Raw genomic sequence first — 14,883 nt, forward strand, 5'->3', positions numbered from 1 at the left:
GGTCCCGACGTCGGTCGGGTCGGTCACCGCCAGGGTCACGGTGGGTGGGGCAGCCAGGCCCGGGGTCACCCCGAGCGCGACCGCCAGCCCGGCCGCCAGGGTCGCCACGACCAGAGCGGGGGTACGCCGGGCGAGGGACCGTCGGACGGTACGCGCGTCCACGCCGGGCATCTGACCTCCGTGACCCTGGGTGAGAGTTCATTATTCGGCAACAGTTGCGGCGGGGCACTAGTACCGGCGGAAAATATTCGGTGACGGCCGGCCCGCCCTCGCCTCCTCCGGTGCGGCCCGCCGCCCGGTAGGCTGAGCCACCGTGACCGGTTACCTGGGCTCGTACGCGACGCTCGGGCTGCTGCTGCTCGCTGCCGTCCTCTTCTTCGTTACGGCGTTCTCGGCCAACCGGGTGTTACGTCCCCGCCGGCCGGCCGATCCGGTCGGCAAACGGACCGGCTACGAGTGCGGCCTCGACCCGGTCGGCGGCGACTGGGCGCAGATGCAGATCCGCTACTACGTGTACGCGTACCTCTACGTGCTCTTCGCCGTCGAGGCGGTCTTCCTCTTCCCCTGGGCGATGGTCTTCGACCGGCCCGGGTTCGGCGCGGTCACGGTCGCCGAGATGGGCGTCTTCGTGGCCGTGGTCGCGCTCGGCATCCTCTACGCCTGGCGCAAGCGCATCCTGCACTGGACCTGACCACCGTGCTGGCGGGGCCGGGCCGACCACCGCACCGGCCGGGCCTGACCACCGCAGCGGGTCGGGTCACCCGGTGACCGGTCTCAGGCCAGGCCGCGGCGGGTGAGCGTCGGCGGCCGGTCGCCCCGGATCGAGGCCACCATGTCCAGCACCCGCCGGGTGGGCAGCACCTGGTGGGCGCGGAACACCCGCGCGCCGAGCCAGGCCGACACCGCCGTCGCGGCCAGGGTGCCCTCCAACCGCTCCGGCACCGGCAGGTCCAGCGTCTCGCCGATGAAGTCCTTGTTCGACAACGCCACCAGCAGCGGCCAGCCGGTGCCGGCCAGCTCGGCCAACCGGCGGGTGATCTCCAACGAGTGCCTGGTGTTCTTGCCGAAGTCATGCGCCGGGTCGATCAGGATGCCGTCGGGGCGTACCCCCAGGGACACCGCGCGCCCGGCGAGCCCGGTCACCGTCGCGACCACGTCGGCGACCACGTCGGTGAAGGCGGCCCGGTGCGGCCGGGTCCGGGGCGTCAGCCCACCGGCGTGGGAACAGACCAGCCCCACGCCGGTCTCGGCGGCCACCCGGGCGAGCGCCGGATCGGCCCCGGACCAGGTGTCGTTGAGCAGGTCCGCGCCGGCCGCCACCGCCTCCACCGCCACCTCGGCCCGCCAGGTGTCGATCGAGATGACCACCTCGGGGAACGCGGCCCGTACGGCGGCGATCGTGTCCACCGTCCGGCGGATCTCCTCGGCCACGTCGACCTCGTCGCCCGGCCCGGCCTTCACCCCGCCGATGTCGATGATCTCCGCGCCCTCGGTGACCGCCCGCTCCACCGCGCGCAGGGCGCTGTCCTGGGCAAAGGTCGCGCCCCGGTCGAAGAACGAATCCGGCGTCCGGTTGACGATCGCCATCACCACCGGCTCGCCCGGGGCGAAGGTCCGCCCCCCGAGTCGCAGCGCCCCGGCCAATTCCGCCTCCCGCAGGTCACCGGCCGGACGACCCGGCCGACGCCGACGCTATCCGGTCGCCCGACCCGCCCCCGGGGCGGTACGACCCCGACGACCCGGCCCGTCGCCGGGCCGTCCCGGCCGAAAGATCGGTGACGATGATGGTGGTTGGGGTCGCTCCGGAGGGTGTCCCCGTGCCACGATCTCTGCATGGGTCAGACTCTGCTCATTCTGGTCGTCGCGTTGACCGTGGCGGCGGTCGTGTTCGGCGTGACGGTGCTGATCTCGGGTCGGGACGGCCTCGCGCCCGCCGAGCCCGACGGCAGAGCCGTCCCGCTGCCGGGCGGCCGCCCGCTGCGGGAGTCCGACGTCGGCGCGCTGCGCTTCGACACCGCCCTCCGCGGCTACCGGATGGACCAGGTCGACCAGGCGATGCGCCGGGCCGGCTACGACATCGGGTACAAGACCGAGCTGATCGGGGTGTTGGAGGCCGAGATCGTCGCGCTGCGGGAGGGCCGTACCGCCGACGCCGACGCGCTGCGCCGCACCCGGGAGGAGGCCGCGAGCACGGCGTCCGACGCCTCCCCGACGCCCGCCGACGTGTCTGCCGACCCGGACGGGCCGACCACCGGGGCCGCGCCGACGGAGCCGGCGACCCCCGGTGTCCGCCCGTCGGCCGACGCCGACCCGTCGGTTGACGCCACCGACGAGGTCACCCCGACCGACGACGTCACCCCGACCGGCGACCGTCCCGGGGACGACCGGTCGGGGGAGCCGGCCGGGAAGACCGACGCCGACCGTCCCGGCGGCGCGGCGGTCCGCTCGGAGCCGGTGTGACCGGACCGGACCCGGCGGGCGGCGGGTTGGCCGACGAGGCGGCCCAGCCGGGAGCCGGCGAGTTCACCGCCACGGTGATCGTCAACGCCCCCGCCGAGCGGGTCTTCGCCGCGCTGACCGACTGGGAGGGGCAGTCCGACTGGATCCCGCTGACCCGGGTCCGGGTGGTCGAGGGCGACGGCGGCGAGGGCAGCCTCGTCGAGGCGGTCACCGCGCTCGGCCCGGCGGCGCTGCGCGACGAGATGCGGGTGGTCCGGGTCGACGCCCCCTACGAGGTGGGCGTGGTGCACTGCGGCAAGCTCCTGCGCGGCCCGGGGGTGCTGCGCTGCACCCCGCTGGCCGACGACCGCACCCAGGTGGTCTGGCACGAGTGGTTCCACCTGCCCGGCGGCGCGGCCGGCCGGGTCGCCTGGCCGCTGCTCTGGCCGGGCTCCAAGGCCAGCCTGACGCTGGCCCTGAAACGCTTCGCCCGGCTGGTCGAGTCCGGCCGGCTGCCCCGCCCGTCCACCCGCTGACGCTGCGGAGCGGGATCGGCCGGGCCGCACCACCCCGGCCCCGACGCTGCGTGTCAGGGCCCTGGCCTAGCGTGTGACGGGTGACTGACCTGGTGACCGGCCCCGACGGCCTGCCCCGCTGTGCCTGGGGGGCGAGCACTCCGGACTACGCGATCTACCACGACACCGAGTGGGGCCGCCCGCTGCGCGGCGACGACGCCCTCTTTGAGCGGCTCACCCTGGAGGCGTTCCAGTCCGGGCTGTCCTGGCTGACCATCCTGCGCAAACGCGAGGCGTTCCGGCTCGCCTTCGCCGGCTTCCGGATCGAGCGGGTCGCCGCCTTCGGCGACGCGGACGTGACCCGGCTGCTCGCCGACGCGGGCATCGTCCGCAACCGCGCCAAGATCGAGGCGGCGATCGCCAACGCCCGTGCCGCGCTGACCCTGCCCGACGGGCTCTCCGCGCTGCTCTGGTCGTACGCGCCACCGCCCCGGCCGGCCCGGCTCGGGTCGTTCGCCGAGGTGCCGGCGTCGACGCCGGAGTCCGTCGCGCTGGCCAAGGCACTCAAGAAACAGGGCTTCCGCTTCGTCGGCCCCACCACGGCGTACGCGCTGATGCAGGCCACCGGCATGGTCGACGACCATCTCGCGGGCTGCCACGCCGGCACCGCCGTGGCCCGTGATCAGATGGGGGCATGACAGTGACCGACCACCGCAGCACCGGCCCGACGGGCGTCGACGGCGGGCCGGACGGCGACGCCTGGGCGGTGCTGCTCCCGGCCGGGCGGCACGACGCCGAGCGCCTCGTCCACCACGAGACCCTGGAGCTGGCCGTTCCGGCCGGTGGGCCCGCCCCGCGTCCCGGTGACCGGGTGGCGGTGCTGGCCGACGGGCCGCCCCGGCTGGTGGCGCTGGGCCGGGTGGCCCGCCACGACGGGCGGGCGCTGCTGGTGACCTACACCCGACGGTCGTTCGACGCGCCGGTGCCGGCCGGGCAGGTGGCCGTCGCCGGCCCGGTCACCCCGCTCGAACCGGGCACCTACCGGGAGCTGGTCGACCGGCTCGGCCCGCCGCCGTCGCGCCGGACCTGGCTGGTCAGCCTCGACCTGCCGATCGAGGCCGAGTCGCGGGCCGAGGCGGTCCGGCTCTTCTGGTCGTACGTGCAGGAGCTGGGCCCGGCCGAGCTGCCCGCGTTCGTCTCGCCCAGCGGCGACGAGCTGGCCATGCAGGCGTTCGTGCTGGGCGTCGAGGCCAACCAGGACCCGGAGGAGGACGACTAGCCGCCCACCCACCGGGTATGGCGCACCGGTGCCGACGCCCGGTCGGCCGGTCGAGGGAGGGCCGATGCGGTTCCAGGACAAGGTCGCATTCGTCACCGGTGGTGCCTCCGGGCTCGGCGAGGCCACCGCCCGGCGGTTCGCCGCCGAGGGGGCCCGGGTGGTGGTCGCCGACATCAACACCGAGGGTGCCGAGCGGCTCGCCGCCGACCTGCCCGACGCCCTCGCGGTCACCGTCGACACCGGTGACGCCGACGCGGTGGAGCAGGGCGTCGCCGACGCGGTTCGGCGCTACGGCCGGATCGACCTGATCTTCAACAACGCCGGCATCGACGGCCGGCAGCAGCCCCTGCACGAGATGGACGTGGAGAACTGGCAGAAGGTCCGGCGGATCAACGGTGACGGCGTGTTCCACGTGCTCAAGTACGGCATCGAGGCGATGCTGCGCGGCGGCGGGGGCGCGATCGTCAACACCTCGTCCACCACCGGCCTGGCGGCGCAGGAGAACATCTCCCCGTACACCTTCACCAAGGCCGGCATCGTCGGGCTGACCCGCTCGGCGGCGGTGGAGTACGCGGCCCGCAACATCCGGGTCAACGCGGTCGCCCCCACGGTGGTGATGACCCCGCTGGTGCAGCACTTCATCGACAGCGCGCCGGACCCGGCGGAGATGCGGGCCCGGATGGAGTCGTTCAACCCGAAACCCGGCATCCCCAGCCCGGACGACGTGGCCGGCGTGGTGCTCTTCCTCTGCTCCGACGACGCGGCCTGGATCACCGGCCACACGGTGCCCATCGACGGCGGGTACGTGGCCCGCTGACGGCCGGCATGTCCCCGCGCGCCCGGCCGGGCGGCTCAGTTGCCCTGGAAGACCGGCTTCTGCTTGTTGACGAAGGCGATGGTGGCGGCCCGGTGGTCGGCGGTGCCCCCGCAGATCGACTGGGCCTGCGCCTCGGCGGCGAGGGCGTCGGCGAGGGTGCCCGCGTCGGCGATGGAGAGCTGCCGCTTGATCGCCCCGTACGCGACGGTCGGGCCGGCGGCGAGCCGGGCGGCCAGCTCGTGCGCGGTGGGCAGCACCTGCTCGTCGTCGTCGACCAGCCGGGTGAGCAGGCCCAACCGGCACGCCTCGTCGGCGGAGACCGGCTCGGCGAGCATCAGCAGCTCGACGGCCTTGGCGTGGCCGACCAGCCGGGGCAGCGTCCAGGACGCCCCGGTGTCGGCGGCCAGGCCCACCCCGGCGAACGCCATCAGGAACTTCGTCTTCGGCCCGCCGATGCGGAAGTCGGCCAGGAACGCCAGCGAGGCGCCCGCCCCGGCGGCCATGCCCCGGACGGCGGCGACCACCGGCTTGGGCAGGTTGGCCAGCCGGGCGGCGATCGGGTTGTAGTGCGCCCGGACGGTGTCCAGCGGGTCGCGGCCCGGCGACTCCAGGATCTGCACGTGCTCGCGCAGATCCTGGCCGGCGCTGAACGAGCCGCCCGACCCGGCCAGCACCACCGCCCGGCAGGACCGGTCGGTCTCCAGCGCGGCCAGCGCGTCCCGCAGCGCCTCCTTGAGCGCCACGTCGAGGGCGTTCATGGCGGTGGGGCGGTTCATGGTCAGGGTGACCACGCCATCGGTGCGGTCGACGAGCAGCGGCTCGGTCACGTCTCTAACGGCCCTTCTGTCGGGGGACCCGGTTGCCGGCGTCGAGGCACTGCTCGACGTACCGGTCGGCGGCCGGCCGGAGCCGGGCGGCGTGCCGGTCGAAGAAGCTGGCGGCGGCGGTGCCGGGCCAGCGTTCGGGTAGCAGTGCCGGAGGGAGTTGAGGGTCCTGGAACAGGAAGGTACGCCACGCGTGCACCAGCCGGAACCGGGCCGCGTACGCCTCCTCGTCACCACTGCGTACGGTCACCCCGGCGAGTTGTGCGCGCTGCTCGGCGACGAACCGTTCGTAGGCGTGCCCGATCTCGCCGAGGTCCCAGGCGCGACGGACCACGCCCATCGCCCCGGGGGTGCCGGCGGCGTGCGCGGCGGTGAACCGCTCGTAGCGCACCCCGGCCTCCTCCAGCAGCAGGTCGACGTCCTCGCTGGCCCGGGTCGCCACCCAGGTGTGCTCGTCGAGGGTGCCGTAGCCGAGGAAGCTGAGGTTGGCGGCGAGCCGCTGCCGGTCGCGCCGGGCGGTCGGGGTGGACAGGACGAGCAGGTCGAACCGCCCGTCCCAGGTGATCCGGCCGGTGCGGTAGATCCGGGCGGCGGCCTCGTCGAGCCGACGGACCGCCTTCGGTGTGATCGAATACCCCGGGCCGGAGGCGAGCCGCAGGGGCTCCAGCCAGCCCTGGCGCACCATCCGGGACACGGCGGTCCGGACGGCCGGCGGGGCGACGCCGAGCGGGGCCAGCAACTTCACCAGGGCGGCGACCGGTGCGCGCCCACCCCGCGTGCGGAGATGGTCGCCGTACAGGTCGAAGAGTGCCGACCGTGCCTGCATGACCGCACATTGTGACAGGCCTTCTCAAGATAAGCTAGATGCTGTTACATCAATGCTGCTCCGGTTTGGGTCCGGCGGTGTTCATCAGGGAAAATCGTGGTCGACGCCCCCGCGTACCTTGCGGGTGGTCGACACGAAGTGGCTGTGGGGCAGTACACCGACCCTGATGTATAGGTCTGAGGGGAGACAACATGGCGGCGATGAAGCCGCGGACGGGCGACGGTCCGCTGGAAGTCACCAAGGAGGGTCGGGGCATCGTCATGCGGGTCCCGCTGGAGGGCGGTGGCCGGCTCGTCGTCGAGATGACTCCCGACGAGGCCAACGCACTCGGTGACGCGCTGAAGGCGGCTGCCGGCTGATCGGCCGACGCTCCGCGCGGTGCCGCGCGGAAGGTCCCTGGTCCCTGAGTCACCGGCACCGCCGGTGACTCAGGGACTTCGTCTGTCCCCAGCGGGTCGTCGAGGTCCCGCACCGCCAACTTCTCCGGAGGTACGGTCCAGCGTGCTCGCCATCAGTCTCGCCGCCACCCTCGACGGGTCGGACGTCCTCGTCCTGCCCGTCCGCGCCGCCACCGACCCGGACGACGCCGCGCCGGCGCTGGTCGCCACCGCGTCGCCACCCACCGACGAGGTGCGGGCGCAGGCGCGGGAGCTGCTGCCGGTGACCCGGCTGACCGGGCGGGCGGGCGAGACACTGACCCAGCTCCGCCCCGGTGGTTCCCCGGCCCGGCTGCTGCTGCTCGGTGTGGGCGACGGCGGGGAACGGGCCTGGCGGACGGCCGGGGCCGCCCTGGCCCGTGCCGCCGTAGCTGAGACACATGTCACGTTGGCGGTGCCGGTCGACGCGTCCGCCGAGGTCGTCCGGGCCGTCGTCGAGGGGCTGCTGCTCGCCTCGTACCGGTTCCGGTTGACCGGGGCGGGGACGACGCCCGCGCTGACCGCGGTGACCCTGCTGACCACCACGCCGGACGCGTACGCCGGGGCCGTCGAGACGGCCCGGACCACCGCCGCGATGACCCGCCTCGCCCGGGACCTGACCAACACCCCCTCGGCGGTGAAGACCCCGCAGTGGTTCGCCGCCCAGGTCGCCGACGCCGCCGCCGACCACCCCGACCTGCACCTGCGGGTACGCGGGCCGCAGGAGCTGGCGGACGAGGGCTTCGGGGGCATCCTCGCCGTCGGTGCCGGCTCGGCCAGCGGCCCCCGGCTGGTCGAGCTGGACTGGCGGCCCGCCGACGCCCGGCAGCACGTCGTCCTGGTCGGCAAGGGGATCACCTTCGACACCGGTGGCATCTCGATCAAGCCGGTGCCGGCGATGAAGCTGATGCGCAAGGACATGGCCGGCGCGGCGGCGGTGGTCGCGGCCACCCTGGGCGCTGCGGCGCTGCGGCTGCCCGTCCGGGTCACCGCCCTGACCCCGCTGGCCGAGAACATGGTCAGCGGGTCGGCGTTCCGCCCCGGCGACGTCATCCGGCACTACGACGGGACGACGAGCGAGAGCACCAACTCCGACGCCGAGGGGCGGCTGGTGCTCGCCGACGCGCTCGGTTACGCGGCCCGGGAACTCCGTCCCGACCTGCTGATCGACCTGGCCACCCTGACCGGCGCGAACGCGGTGGCGCTGGGCAAGCGGACCGGCGCGCTGTACAGCGACAACGACGAGTTGGCCGCCGCCGTGCTGGCCGCCGTCGCCGACGCGGGCGAGGCGGCCTGGCGGATGCCGCTGCCCGCCGACTACCTCGAACACCTCGGCAGCGACCTGGCCGACCGGCACAGCTCCCCGGACCGGGGGGCCGGTTCGGTGATGGCCGCGCTCTACCTGCGCGAGTTCACCGGGGAGCTGCGGGACCGCTGGCTGCACATCGACATGTCCGCGCCGTCCTGGGCCGACGGCGACGACGCCGAGCTGACCCGGGGCGCGACCGGCTGGGGCGTGCGGGGCCTGCTGCGCTGGCTGGCGACGCTGGACTGAGCGGCCGCCCGGCCGGGTGCCCGCGCCCTGCGTCCCGACGCGGTCGGCACCCGGCCGTGGCCGGTTTCCGGCCGCCGGTCAGCGCCCGGTCGTGGTCAGCACTTGACCGCGGCCAGCAGGCCGTGACCGACCGGGAGCAGGGCCGGAATCCACTGCTCGGCCTCCCGGATCGCCTTGACCGTCTCCCGCATGGTCACCGTCTCGGCGTCCCGGGCGGCCGGGTCACCGATCCGGCCGCCGGCGAAGCCGCCGTTGAGGGCGAGCACCCCACCGGGGCGCAGCAGCCGCAGGGCGGCGTCGACGTACGCGGCCGAGCCGGTCGTCTCACCGTCGACGAAGATCAGGTCGTACGCGCCGTCGGCGAGCCGGGGCAGCACGTCCAGCGCCCGGCCGGTGATGATCCGGGTACGGCCGGACGGGAAACCCGCCTCGACGAAGATCCGCCGGGCGATCCGCTGGTGCTCGACCTCGACGTCGATGGTGGTGAGCACCCCGTCGGCGCGCATGCCGCGCAGCAGCCACACCCCGCTGACCCCGGTGCCGGTGCCGATCTCCACCACCGCGCGGGCGTTGCCGGCGGCGGCGAGCAGGCGCAGCGCCGCCCCGGCACCGGGGGTGACCGCGTCGAGGCCGACCTCCCGGGCGAGGCTGCGGGCGGTGGCCAGGACGATGTCCTCGCCGACGTACGACTCGGCGAACTGCAACGACTGCGCCGTCGGGCTGCCGGAACTGGCGACCGTGGCGATGGGACACCTCCGGGCGGTGGCGATGGTTGTGCGGAGCGGGTGGGCGCTATGAGCCTAGAGGCGAGGCTCCTTCGGCCGCGAGTCCACCCGTGACGGCCCGGGTGGCGCGGCGGCGCTGGCGTGTGGACGGGGTAGGCGCACCGGTCCGGGTGGCGCGGAGCCGGGCGGTGCGCGGGTGCGGGCGGACAAGAGCTGACTCCGCCCGGCGCATCCGTGCAATCCTGGACGGGGTGCCCCCTGCGCCGTGACCGCCACCCCCGGTCGTGGTCCGGGGCACCGGGGGACGACTGGGAGGCACCGACGTGACCGACGGCTGGGAGTGGCGAGCGCCCGGCGGGACTCCGGGTTCGGCGGGACCGCCGCCCGGTCCGCCGCAGACGGCCCCGACGACGCCGTACGGCGGGTCGGCTGCACCGTACGGCGGGTCGACGTCGCCGTGGTGGTCGGACGCGCTCGCCGACCCCTGGCGGGACCCGTACGCCCCGGCGGCGGTCGTGCTGCCGAGCGTGCCGGCCACCGGTGCCGCGCCGGAGCCGGTCACCGACCCGGACGCGCCCGGCCGGCCACGGCTGCGCCAACTGCTGCTCGTCCCGCTGATCGTCGCGTTGCTCGCCGGCACCCTGGGCGGTGCCCTCGGGTACGCCTTCGCGGTGCGTGGCGGTGTCGGCGGCGGGGTCACCCTGGGGGCCGGCCCGGCCGAGGGGCCCGCGCTGGCCCAGCGTCGCCCGGACTCGCTGGCCGGGGTCGCCGGCCGGGTCCTGCCCAGCGTGGTGACGATCCGGGTGGCCGGTCCGGCCGGCACCAGCGAGGGGTCCGGGTTCGTCGTCAGCACCGACGGCTACGTGGTCACCAACGACCACGTGGTCGCCGACGGCACCGGCCGGGCGTCGGTGACCTTCAACGACGGCAGCAGCTCGGCGGCGACGGTGGTCGGGCAGGACCCGGAGTCGGACATCGCGGTGATCAAGGTGAACCGTACGGGGTTGCGGCCGATCGAGTTCGGTGACTCCGACGCGCTCGCGGTGGGGGACCCGGTGCTGGCCATCGGTTCGCCGCTGTCCCTGGCGAACACGGTCACCGCCGGCATCATCAGCGCGCTGGACCGCACCATGCAGGCGGGGGAGCCGGGCGGGCCGGTCCGCTACTACGCGGCGATCCAGACCGACGCGGCGGTCAACCACGGCAACTCCGGTGGCCCGCTGGTCGACTCGGCCGGTCGGGTGATCGGGGTGAACTCGACGATCAAGTCGCTGGTGGCGGAGGGGCAGGAGGCGGGGAACATCGGGCTCGCCTTCGCCATTCCGATCAACCAGGCGAAACGGATCACCCAGGACATCATCGGCACGGGCAAGGCCCGACGTACCGTGATCGGGGCCCAGGTCGCCGGGACCGGTACGGCCACCCGGGCCGGCGTGGGGGTGCGCCTGGCGGCCGTGGAACCGGCCGGTCCGGCCGCCGGGGCGGGGTTGAAGGCCGGGGACGTCGTGCTCCGGCTCAACGGCCGGCCGATGAACGAGCCGACCGACCTGATCGCCCTGGTCCGCAAGTTCGCCCCCGGGTCGGTGGTGACGGTGGAGTACCGGCGCGGGTCGACCCGGCAGAACGCCTCGGTGACGCTCGCCGCGGACGCCAAGTGAGGGCCGTTCACCCCCTCCCGGACCGGGCCCTGACGTGCGTACGCTGGGGTCGACGTGACGAGGAGGCCCTGCGGTGCTCGACAACCTGAACTGGTGGGAGATCGGCGTCCTGCTGCTCCTGGCACTGCTGATCTTCGGGGACCGGCTGCCCAACGTCATCAGCGACGGCCTGCGGCTGGTGCGCAACCTGCGGGCGATGGCCCGCAACGCCACCGGCGACCTGAGCCGTGAGCTGGGCACCGACATCCAGCTGGAGGACCTCCACCCGAAGGCGTTCATCCGCAAGCACCTGCTCAGCGAGGAAGACGAGCAGGCGATCCGCAAGCCCCTCCAGAGCGTCTACGACGACCTGCGGGCGGACGTCACCGGGGTGCACGAGGAACTCAAGGGTGTCGCCGACCGGATCGACCCGAGGGCGGCCGCCCGCAAGGGCACCGCGACGAGCACCGCCTCCGCGCCCGCCCCGGCTCCCCGCCCCAGCTACGACGACGCCACCTGACCCCGCGTCCGGTCTGGACCACCGCCGGCTGCCGCAATGGAGCGCCAAATGCGGTATCCCCGGCAGGGGATACCGCATCATCGGCTCACGTGAGTGAATCAGGCCTGTGGCGCGGGGCCGGTGGTCAGCGTCCGGCGGGCTTGAGGCCCAGCGACTTGCCGAGCAGCGACTCGCGGCGTACCGCCAGCCGGTCGGCCACCTGGTGCAGCGCCTTCGCGGCGGGCGCGTCCGGCGCGGACAGCACGATCGGGGTGCCGGCGTCGCCGCCCTCCCGGACCCGGCTGTCCATCGGGATCTGCCCCAGCAACGGCACCTGCGCGCCGATCGTCCGGCTCAGCGAATCGGCCACCTCCTGGCCGCCACCGGCACCGAAGACCTCCATCCGGGACCCGTCGGGCAGCTCCAGCCAGGACATGTTCTCGATGACGCCGACGATCCGCTGGTGGGTCTGCAACGAGATCGCGCCGGCCCGCTCGGCGACCTCGGCCGCCGCGGCCTGCGGGGTGGTGATCACCAGGATCTCGGCGTTGGGCAGCAGTTGGGCGACCGAGATGGCGATGTCACCGGTGCCCGGGGGCAGGTCGAGCAGGAGGACGTCCAGCTCACCCCAGTAGACGTCGCCGAGGAACTGCTGCAACGCCCGGTGCAGCATCGGGCCGCGCCACACCACCGCCGCGTTGCCCGGGGTGAACATGCCGATCGAGATGACCTTCACGCCGTTCGCCTGCGGCGGCATGATCATGTCTTCGACCCGGGTCGGCTTGCCCTCCGCGCCGAGCATCCGGGGCACCGAGTGGCCGTAGATGTCGGCGTCGACCACGCCGACGGACAGGCCCCGGGCGGCCAGCGCGGCGGCCAGGTTGACCGTGACGCTGGACTTGCCGACGCCGCCCTTACCGCTGGCCACCGCGTAGACCCGGGTACGGGAGCCCGGCTGGGCGAACGGGATGACCGGCTCGTCGGTGGCGGCCCCGCCACGCAGCTTGCCCTGCAGCTCCTGCCGCTGCTCCGGGCTCATCACCCCGAACTCGATCTCCACGCCGCTCACCCCGGGCACCGCGCCGACGGCGGCGGTGATGTCCCCGCGCAGCTTGTCCTTCAGCGGGCAGCCGGCCACGGTGAGCAGCAGCCCGACCCGGACCACGCCGTCCTCGCCGATCTCGGCGGAGCGGACCATGCCGAGGTCGGTGATGGGCCGACGGATCTCCGGGTCGTTGACGGTGGCCAGCGCGGCCTGGATCGCGTCGGAGAGGGTGCTGACAGGAGCTGACATGCGGGCAATGCTACGTCGGGCGGCCGGGGCGTCCGCCAACAGCGGGGCCGGGTGTGAGCGAATCGATCGACCGGCCGGGGCCGCCCCGCCCTACCGGACAAAGCCGGACGATCAGGTGGTTCACCCCGGCCCGCTCAGCTCTCCGGGCGGTGACCGTCGCGGACGTAGTCGCCGTCCAGATCGTCGCGCGGCTCGTCGAGCGGTGGTTCGCCCCCGGAACGGCCCTCACCCCGCCCGACTGGTCGCTCCGGCTGCCGCAACTCCCGCTTCTGCCGCCGCTGCGCCGCCGCGTCCAGCTCCTCGGCCAGCCGGGCCAGCTCCGAGCGGAGGAAGTCCCGGGTCGCCACCTCGCCCAGGGCGATCCGCAGCGCGGCCACCTCCCGGGCCAGGTACTCGGTGTCCGCCTTCTGCATGGTCGCCCGGCGACGGTCCTCCTCCAGCGCCACCCGGTCCCGGTCGGTCTGCCGGTTCTGCGCGAGCAGGATCAGCGGGGCCGCGTACGACGCCTGCAACGACAGCACCAGGGTCAGGAACGTGAACGTGTACGGGTCGAAGCGCAGGTCCGCCGGGGCCAGGGTGTTCCAGCCGAACCACAACGCGATCACCACCGTCATGTAGACGATGAAGTTCGCCGTGCCCATGCCCCGGGCGATCCCCTCCGACCAGCGGCCGAACGCCTCCGGGTCGAACCGGGGCAGCTTGACGCCCCGGGGCTCACGCGGCTGGTCCAACCGCTCGGTCCGCCGCTGGTCAGCCATCGGAGTCACCGCCTACCGGCGTGGTGTCCGGCTCCGCCTCGTCCGCGCCCGGGGTGGACACGGCGTCGCGGTCCCGCCAGTCCCGGGGCAGCGAGTGGTCGAGCACGTCGTCGACGGTGACCGCGCCGACCAGCCGGTTGTTCCGGTCGACCACCGGCATCGCCACCAGGTCGTAGGTGGCCATCCGGCGGGTTATCTCCGGCAGCGGGGTGGTCGGCCGCAGCGGGTCGATGTCGTTGATCACCACCCCGCCGAGCAGGTCGGCCGGGGGTTCGCGCAGCAGCCGCTGGAAGTGCACGATGCCCAGGTAGCGGCCGGTCGGGGTGGTCATCGGGGCACGGGTCACGAAGACCTGCGCGGCGATCGCCGGGGAGAGCTGCTCCTCCCTGATCCGGGCCAGCGCCTCGGCGACCGTGGCGTCCGGCGGCAGGATCACCGGTTCGGAGGTCATCACGCTGCCCGCCGTACCGGAGGTGTACTTGAGTAGCTGACGGACCGGGTCGGCCTCGTCCGGCTCCATCAGGTCCAGCAGCACGTCCTGCTCCGGCGGGGGCAGCTCGTTGAGCAGGTCGGCGGCGTCGTCCGGGTCCATCTCCTCCAGCACGTCGGCGGCCCGTTCCCGGTCCAGCGCGGCGAGGATCTCCACCTGGTCGCGTTCGGGCAGCTCGCCGAGCACGTCGGCGAGACGTTCGTCGTCGAGGGCCGCCGCGACCTCGTTGCGTCGCGCGTCGGGCAGATCCTGCAGCGCGTTGGCCAGGTCGGCGGGGCGCATGTCCTCCAGCACGGCCAGCAGGTTGGCCGTACCCCGGTTGTCGGCGAGGCCGCTCAGTCCGCGTACCCGGTCCCAGTCCACCTGGTGCAGGTGCCCACGGCGGGTCAACCGGCTGGTCTGCTCGCGGACGGCGACCCGGGACAGCGACCACTCGCCGCCCCGGCTGCACTCCATCGCCACGTCCACCACCGCGCCGGGCTGGCCGCCCGGGTCGAGCTGCACCCGCCGGTCCAGCAGCTCCTGCAGGACGAGTAGCTCGTTGGGGCGTTTGGAGAAGCGGCGCAGGTTGAGGGTGCCGCTGCCGAGGACCACCGCGTCGGCGTCGATGGAGGTGATCCGGTTGATGGACAGGAAGATCCGGCGGCGCATCGGCATCTCGGCCACCAGACCCACCACCTCGGGCGGACGCTGGGTCGGCCGGATCCGGGCGACCGCGTCGCGGACCCGCCCCACCTGGTCGCCGTTCGGGTCGAAGACGGCGACTCCGGCGAGTCGAGCGATGTAGACCCGGTTCGGCGTGCTCACGG

At 74.1% G+C, this 14,883-nt stretch carries 17 protein-coding genes; 10 read left to right on the forward strand and 7 right to left on the reverse strand.

Annotated elements, in window-relative coordinates:
• Nucleotides 1-313 precede the first annotated feature (313 nt).
• Nucleotides 314-691, forward strand: coding sequence for an NADH-quinone oxidoreductase subunit A (gene ndhC, locus ACOJTC_RS10815; RefSeq protein WP_420116757.1), 378 nt, complete (start codon nt 314-316; stop codon nt 689-691).
• 83 nt (nt 692-774) lie between these two features.
• Here ndhC and folP read toward each other — a convergent pair whose 3' ends face one another.
• On the reverse strand, nt 775-1,644 hold the full coding sequence (gene folP / locus ACOJTC_RS10820) for a dihydropteroate synthase (RefSeq protein WP_420116758.1): 870 nt from the start codon (nt 1,642-1,644) through the stop codon (nt 775-777).
• Nucleotides 1,645-1,833: 189 nt separating this feature from the next.
• Here folP and ACOJTC_RS10825 point away from each other — a divergent pair, with 189 nt between their 5' ends.
• The 5 genes from ACOJTC_RS10825 (at nt 1,834) to ACOJTC_RS10845 (ending at nt 5,050) form a co-directional block, all read left to right on the forward strand.
• Complete coding sequence (locus ACOJTC_RS10825; RefSeq protein ID WP_420116759.1) at nt 1,834-2,460, forward strand: DivIVA domain-containing protein; 627 nt, start codon at nt 1,834-1,836, stop codon at nt 2,458-2,460.
• Entirely contained in the window at nt 2,457-2,975 is a 519-nt protein-coding gene (locus ACOJTC_RS10830; RefSeq protein WP_204927349.1) for an SRPBCC family protein, read from the forward strand. The genes ACOJTC_RS10825 and ACOJTC_RS10830 overlap by 4 nt, the downstream gene beginning before the upstream one ends.
• 80 nt (nt 2,976-3,055) lie before the next feature.
• On the forward strand, nt 3,056-3,652 hold the full coding sequence (locus tag ACOJTC_RS10835; RefSeq protein ID WP_420116760.1) for a DNA-3-methyladenine glycosylase I: 597 nt from the start codon (nt 3,056-3,058) through the stop codon (nt 3,650-3,652).
• Nucleotides 3,649-4,233 carry a hypothetical protein gene (locus ACOJTC_RS10840; protein WP_420116761.1) on the forward strand — a complete coding sequence of 195 codons (585 nt, stop codon included), beginning with the start codon at nt 3,649-3,651 and terminating at the stop codon, nt 4,231-4,233. Before ACOJTC_RS10835 ends, ACOJTC_RS10840 begins: the two co-directional genes overlap by 4 nt.
• Before the next feature lie 64 nt (nt 4,234-4,297).
• Nucleotides 4,298-5,050: an SDR family NAD(P)-dependent oxidoreductase gene (locus ACOJTC_RS10845; RefSeq protein ID WP_357928912.1), complete on the forward strand. Its 753-nt coding sequence runs from the start codon at nt 4,298-4,300 to the stop codon at nt 5,048-5,050.
• A gap of 35 nt (nt 5,051-5,085) precedes the next feature.
• On the opposite strand, the gene ACOJTC_RS10850 is transcribed toward ACOJTC_RS10845, so the two are convergent.
• Both ACOJTC_RS10850 and ACOJTC_RS10855 read right to left on the reverse strand, forming a co-directional pair.
• Complete coding sequence (locus ACOJTC_RS10850) at nt 5,086-5,877, reverse strand: enoyl-CoA hydratase/isomerase family protein (protein WP_204927353.1); 792 nt, start codon at nt 5,875-5,877, stop codon at nt 5,086-5,088.
• Nucleotides 5,878-5,881: 4 nt separating this feature from the next.
• Nucleotides 5,882-6,700 carry a PaaX family transcriptional regulator C-terminal domain-containing protein gene (locus ACOJTC_RS10855; RefSeq protein WP_088647021.1) on the reverse strand — a complete coding sequence of 273 codons (819 nt, stop codon included), beginning with the start codon at nt 6,698-6,700 and terminating at the stop codon, nt 5,882-5,884.
• 191 nt (nt 6,701-6,891) lie between these two features.
• On the opposite strand from ACOJTC_RS10855, the gene ACOJTC_RS10860 reads away from it, so the two are divergent.
• Entirely contained in the window at nt 6,892-7,059 is a 168-nt protein-coding gene (locus ACOJTC_RS10860; RefSeq protein WP_007455245.1) for a DUF3117 domain-containing protein, read from the forward strand.
• A gap of 142 nt (nt 7,060-7,201) precedes the next feature.
• On the forward strand, nt 7,202-8,671 hold the full coding sequence (locus ACOJTC_RS10865) for a leucyl aminopeptidase family protein (protein WP_420116762.1): 1,470 nt from the start codon (nt 7,202-7,204) through the stop codon (nt 8,669-8,671).
• A gap of 95 nt (nt 8,672-8,766) precedes the next feature.
• On the opposite strand, the gene ACOJTC_RS10870 is transcribed toward ACOJTC_RS10865, so the two are convergent.
• On the reverse strand, nt 8,767-9,375 hold the full coding sequence (locus ACOJTC_RS10870) for an O-methyltransferase (RefSeq protein WP_204927355.1): 609 nt from the start codon (nt 9,373-9,375) through the stop codon (nt 8,767-8,769).
• Nucleotides 9,376-9,704: 329 nt separating this feature from the next.
• On the opposite strand from ACOJTC_RS10870, the gene ACOJTC_RS10875 reads away from it, so the two are divergent.
• Nucleotides 9,705-11,054, forward strand: coding sequence for a S1C family serine protease (locus ACOJTC_RS10875; RefSeq protein ID WP_377687009.1), 1,350 nt, complete (start codon nt 9,705-9,707; stop codon nt 11,052-11,054).
• Between the two features lie 73 nt (nt 11,055-11,127).
• A complete protein-coding gene (locus tag ACOJTC_RS10880; RefSeq protein WP_204927356.1) occupies nt 11,128-11,553 on the forward strand; it encodes a preprotein translocase subunit TatB in 426 nt (141 codons plus the stop codon).
• A gap of 124 nt (nt 11,554-11,677) precedes the next feature.
• On the opposite strand, the gene ACOJTC_RS10885 is transcribed toward ACOJTC_RS10880, so the two are convergent.
• The 3 genes from ACOJTC_RS10885 to ACOJTC_RS10895 form a co-directional block, all read right to left on the reverse strand.
• Nucleotides 11,678-12,826, reverse strand: coding sequence for an Mrp/NBP35 family ATP-binding protein (locus ACOJTC_RS10885; RefSeq protein WP_204927357.1), 1,149 nt, complete (start codon nt 12,824-12,826; stop codon nt 11,678-11,680).
• Between the two features lie 134 nt (nt 12,827-12,960).
• Nucleotides 12,961-13,584, reverse strand: a complete 624-nt coding sequence (locus ACOJTC_RS10890; RefSeq protein ID WP_204927358.1) for a DUF1003 domain-containing protein — start codon at nt 13,582-13,584, stop codon at nt 12,961-12,963.
• Nucleotides 13,577-14,881, reverse strand: coding sequence for a magnesium transporter MgtE N-terminal domain-containing protein (locus ACOJTC_RS10895; RefSeq protein WP_204927359.1), 1,305 nt, complete (start codon nt 14,879-14,881; stop codon nt 13,577-13,579). Before ACOJTC_RS10895 ends, ACOJTC_RS10890 begins: the two co-directional genes overlap by 8 nt.
• Nucleotides 14,882-14,883: the final 2 nt, after the last annotated feature.

Source organism: Micromonospora sp., assembly GCF_048594385.1.
GTDB classification, from domain to species: domain Bacteria; phylum Actinomycetota; class Actinomycetes; order Mycobacteriales; family Micromonosporaceae; genus Micromonospora; species Micromonospora wenchangensis.

Excerpts from the sequence above, each read along its gene's own strand:
- ACOJTC_RS10825 (WP_420116759.1), top strand. The coding sequence starts at position 1,834 with ATGGGTCAGACTCTGCTCATTCTGGTCGTCGCGTTGACCGTGGCGGCG.
- ACOJTC_RS10840 (WP_420116761.1), top strand. The coding sequence starts at position 3,649 with ATGACAGTGACCGACCACCGCAGCACCGGCCCGACGGGCGTCGACGGC.
- ACOJTC_RS10845 (WP_357928912.1), top strand. The coding sequence starts at position 4,298 with ATGCGGTTCCAGGACAAGGTCGCATTCGTCACCGGTGGTGCCTCCGGG.
- ACOJTC_RS10855 (WP_088647021.1), bottom strand. The coding sequence starts at position 6,700 with ATGCAGGCACGGTCGGCACTCTTCGACCTGTACGGCGACCATCTCCGC.
- ACOJTC_RS10860 (WP_007455245.1), top strand. The coding sequence starts at position 6,892 with ATGGCGGCGATGAAGCCGCGGACGGGCGACGGTCCGCTGGAAGTCACC.
- ACOJTC_RS10885 (WP_204927357.1), bottom strand. The coding sequence starts at position 12,826 with ATGTCAGCTCCTGTCAGCACCCTCTCCGACGCGATCCAGGCCGCGCTG.
- ACOJTC_RS10890 (WP_204927358.1), bottom strand. The coding sequence starts at position 13,584 with ATGGCTGACCAGCGGCGGACCGAGCGGTTGGACCAGCCGCGTGAGCCC.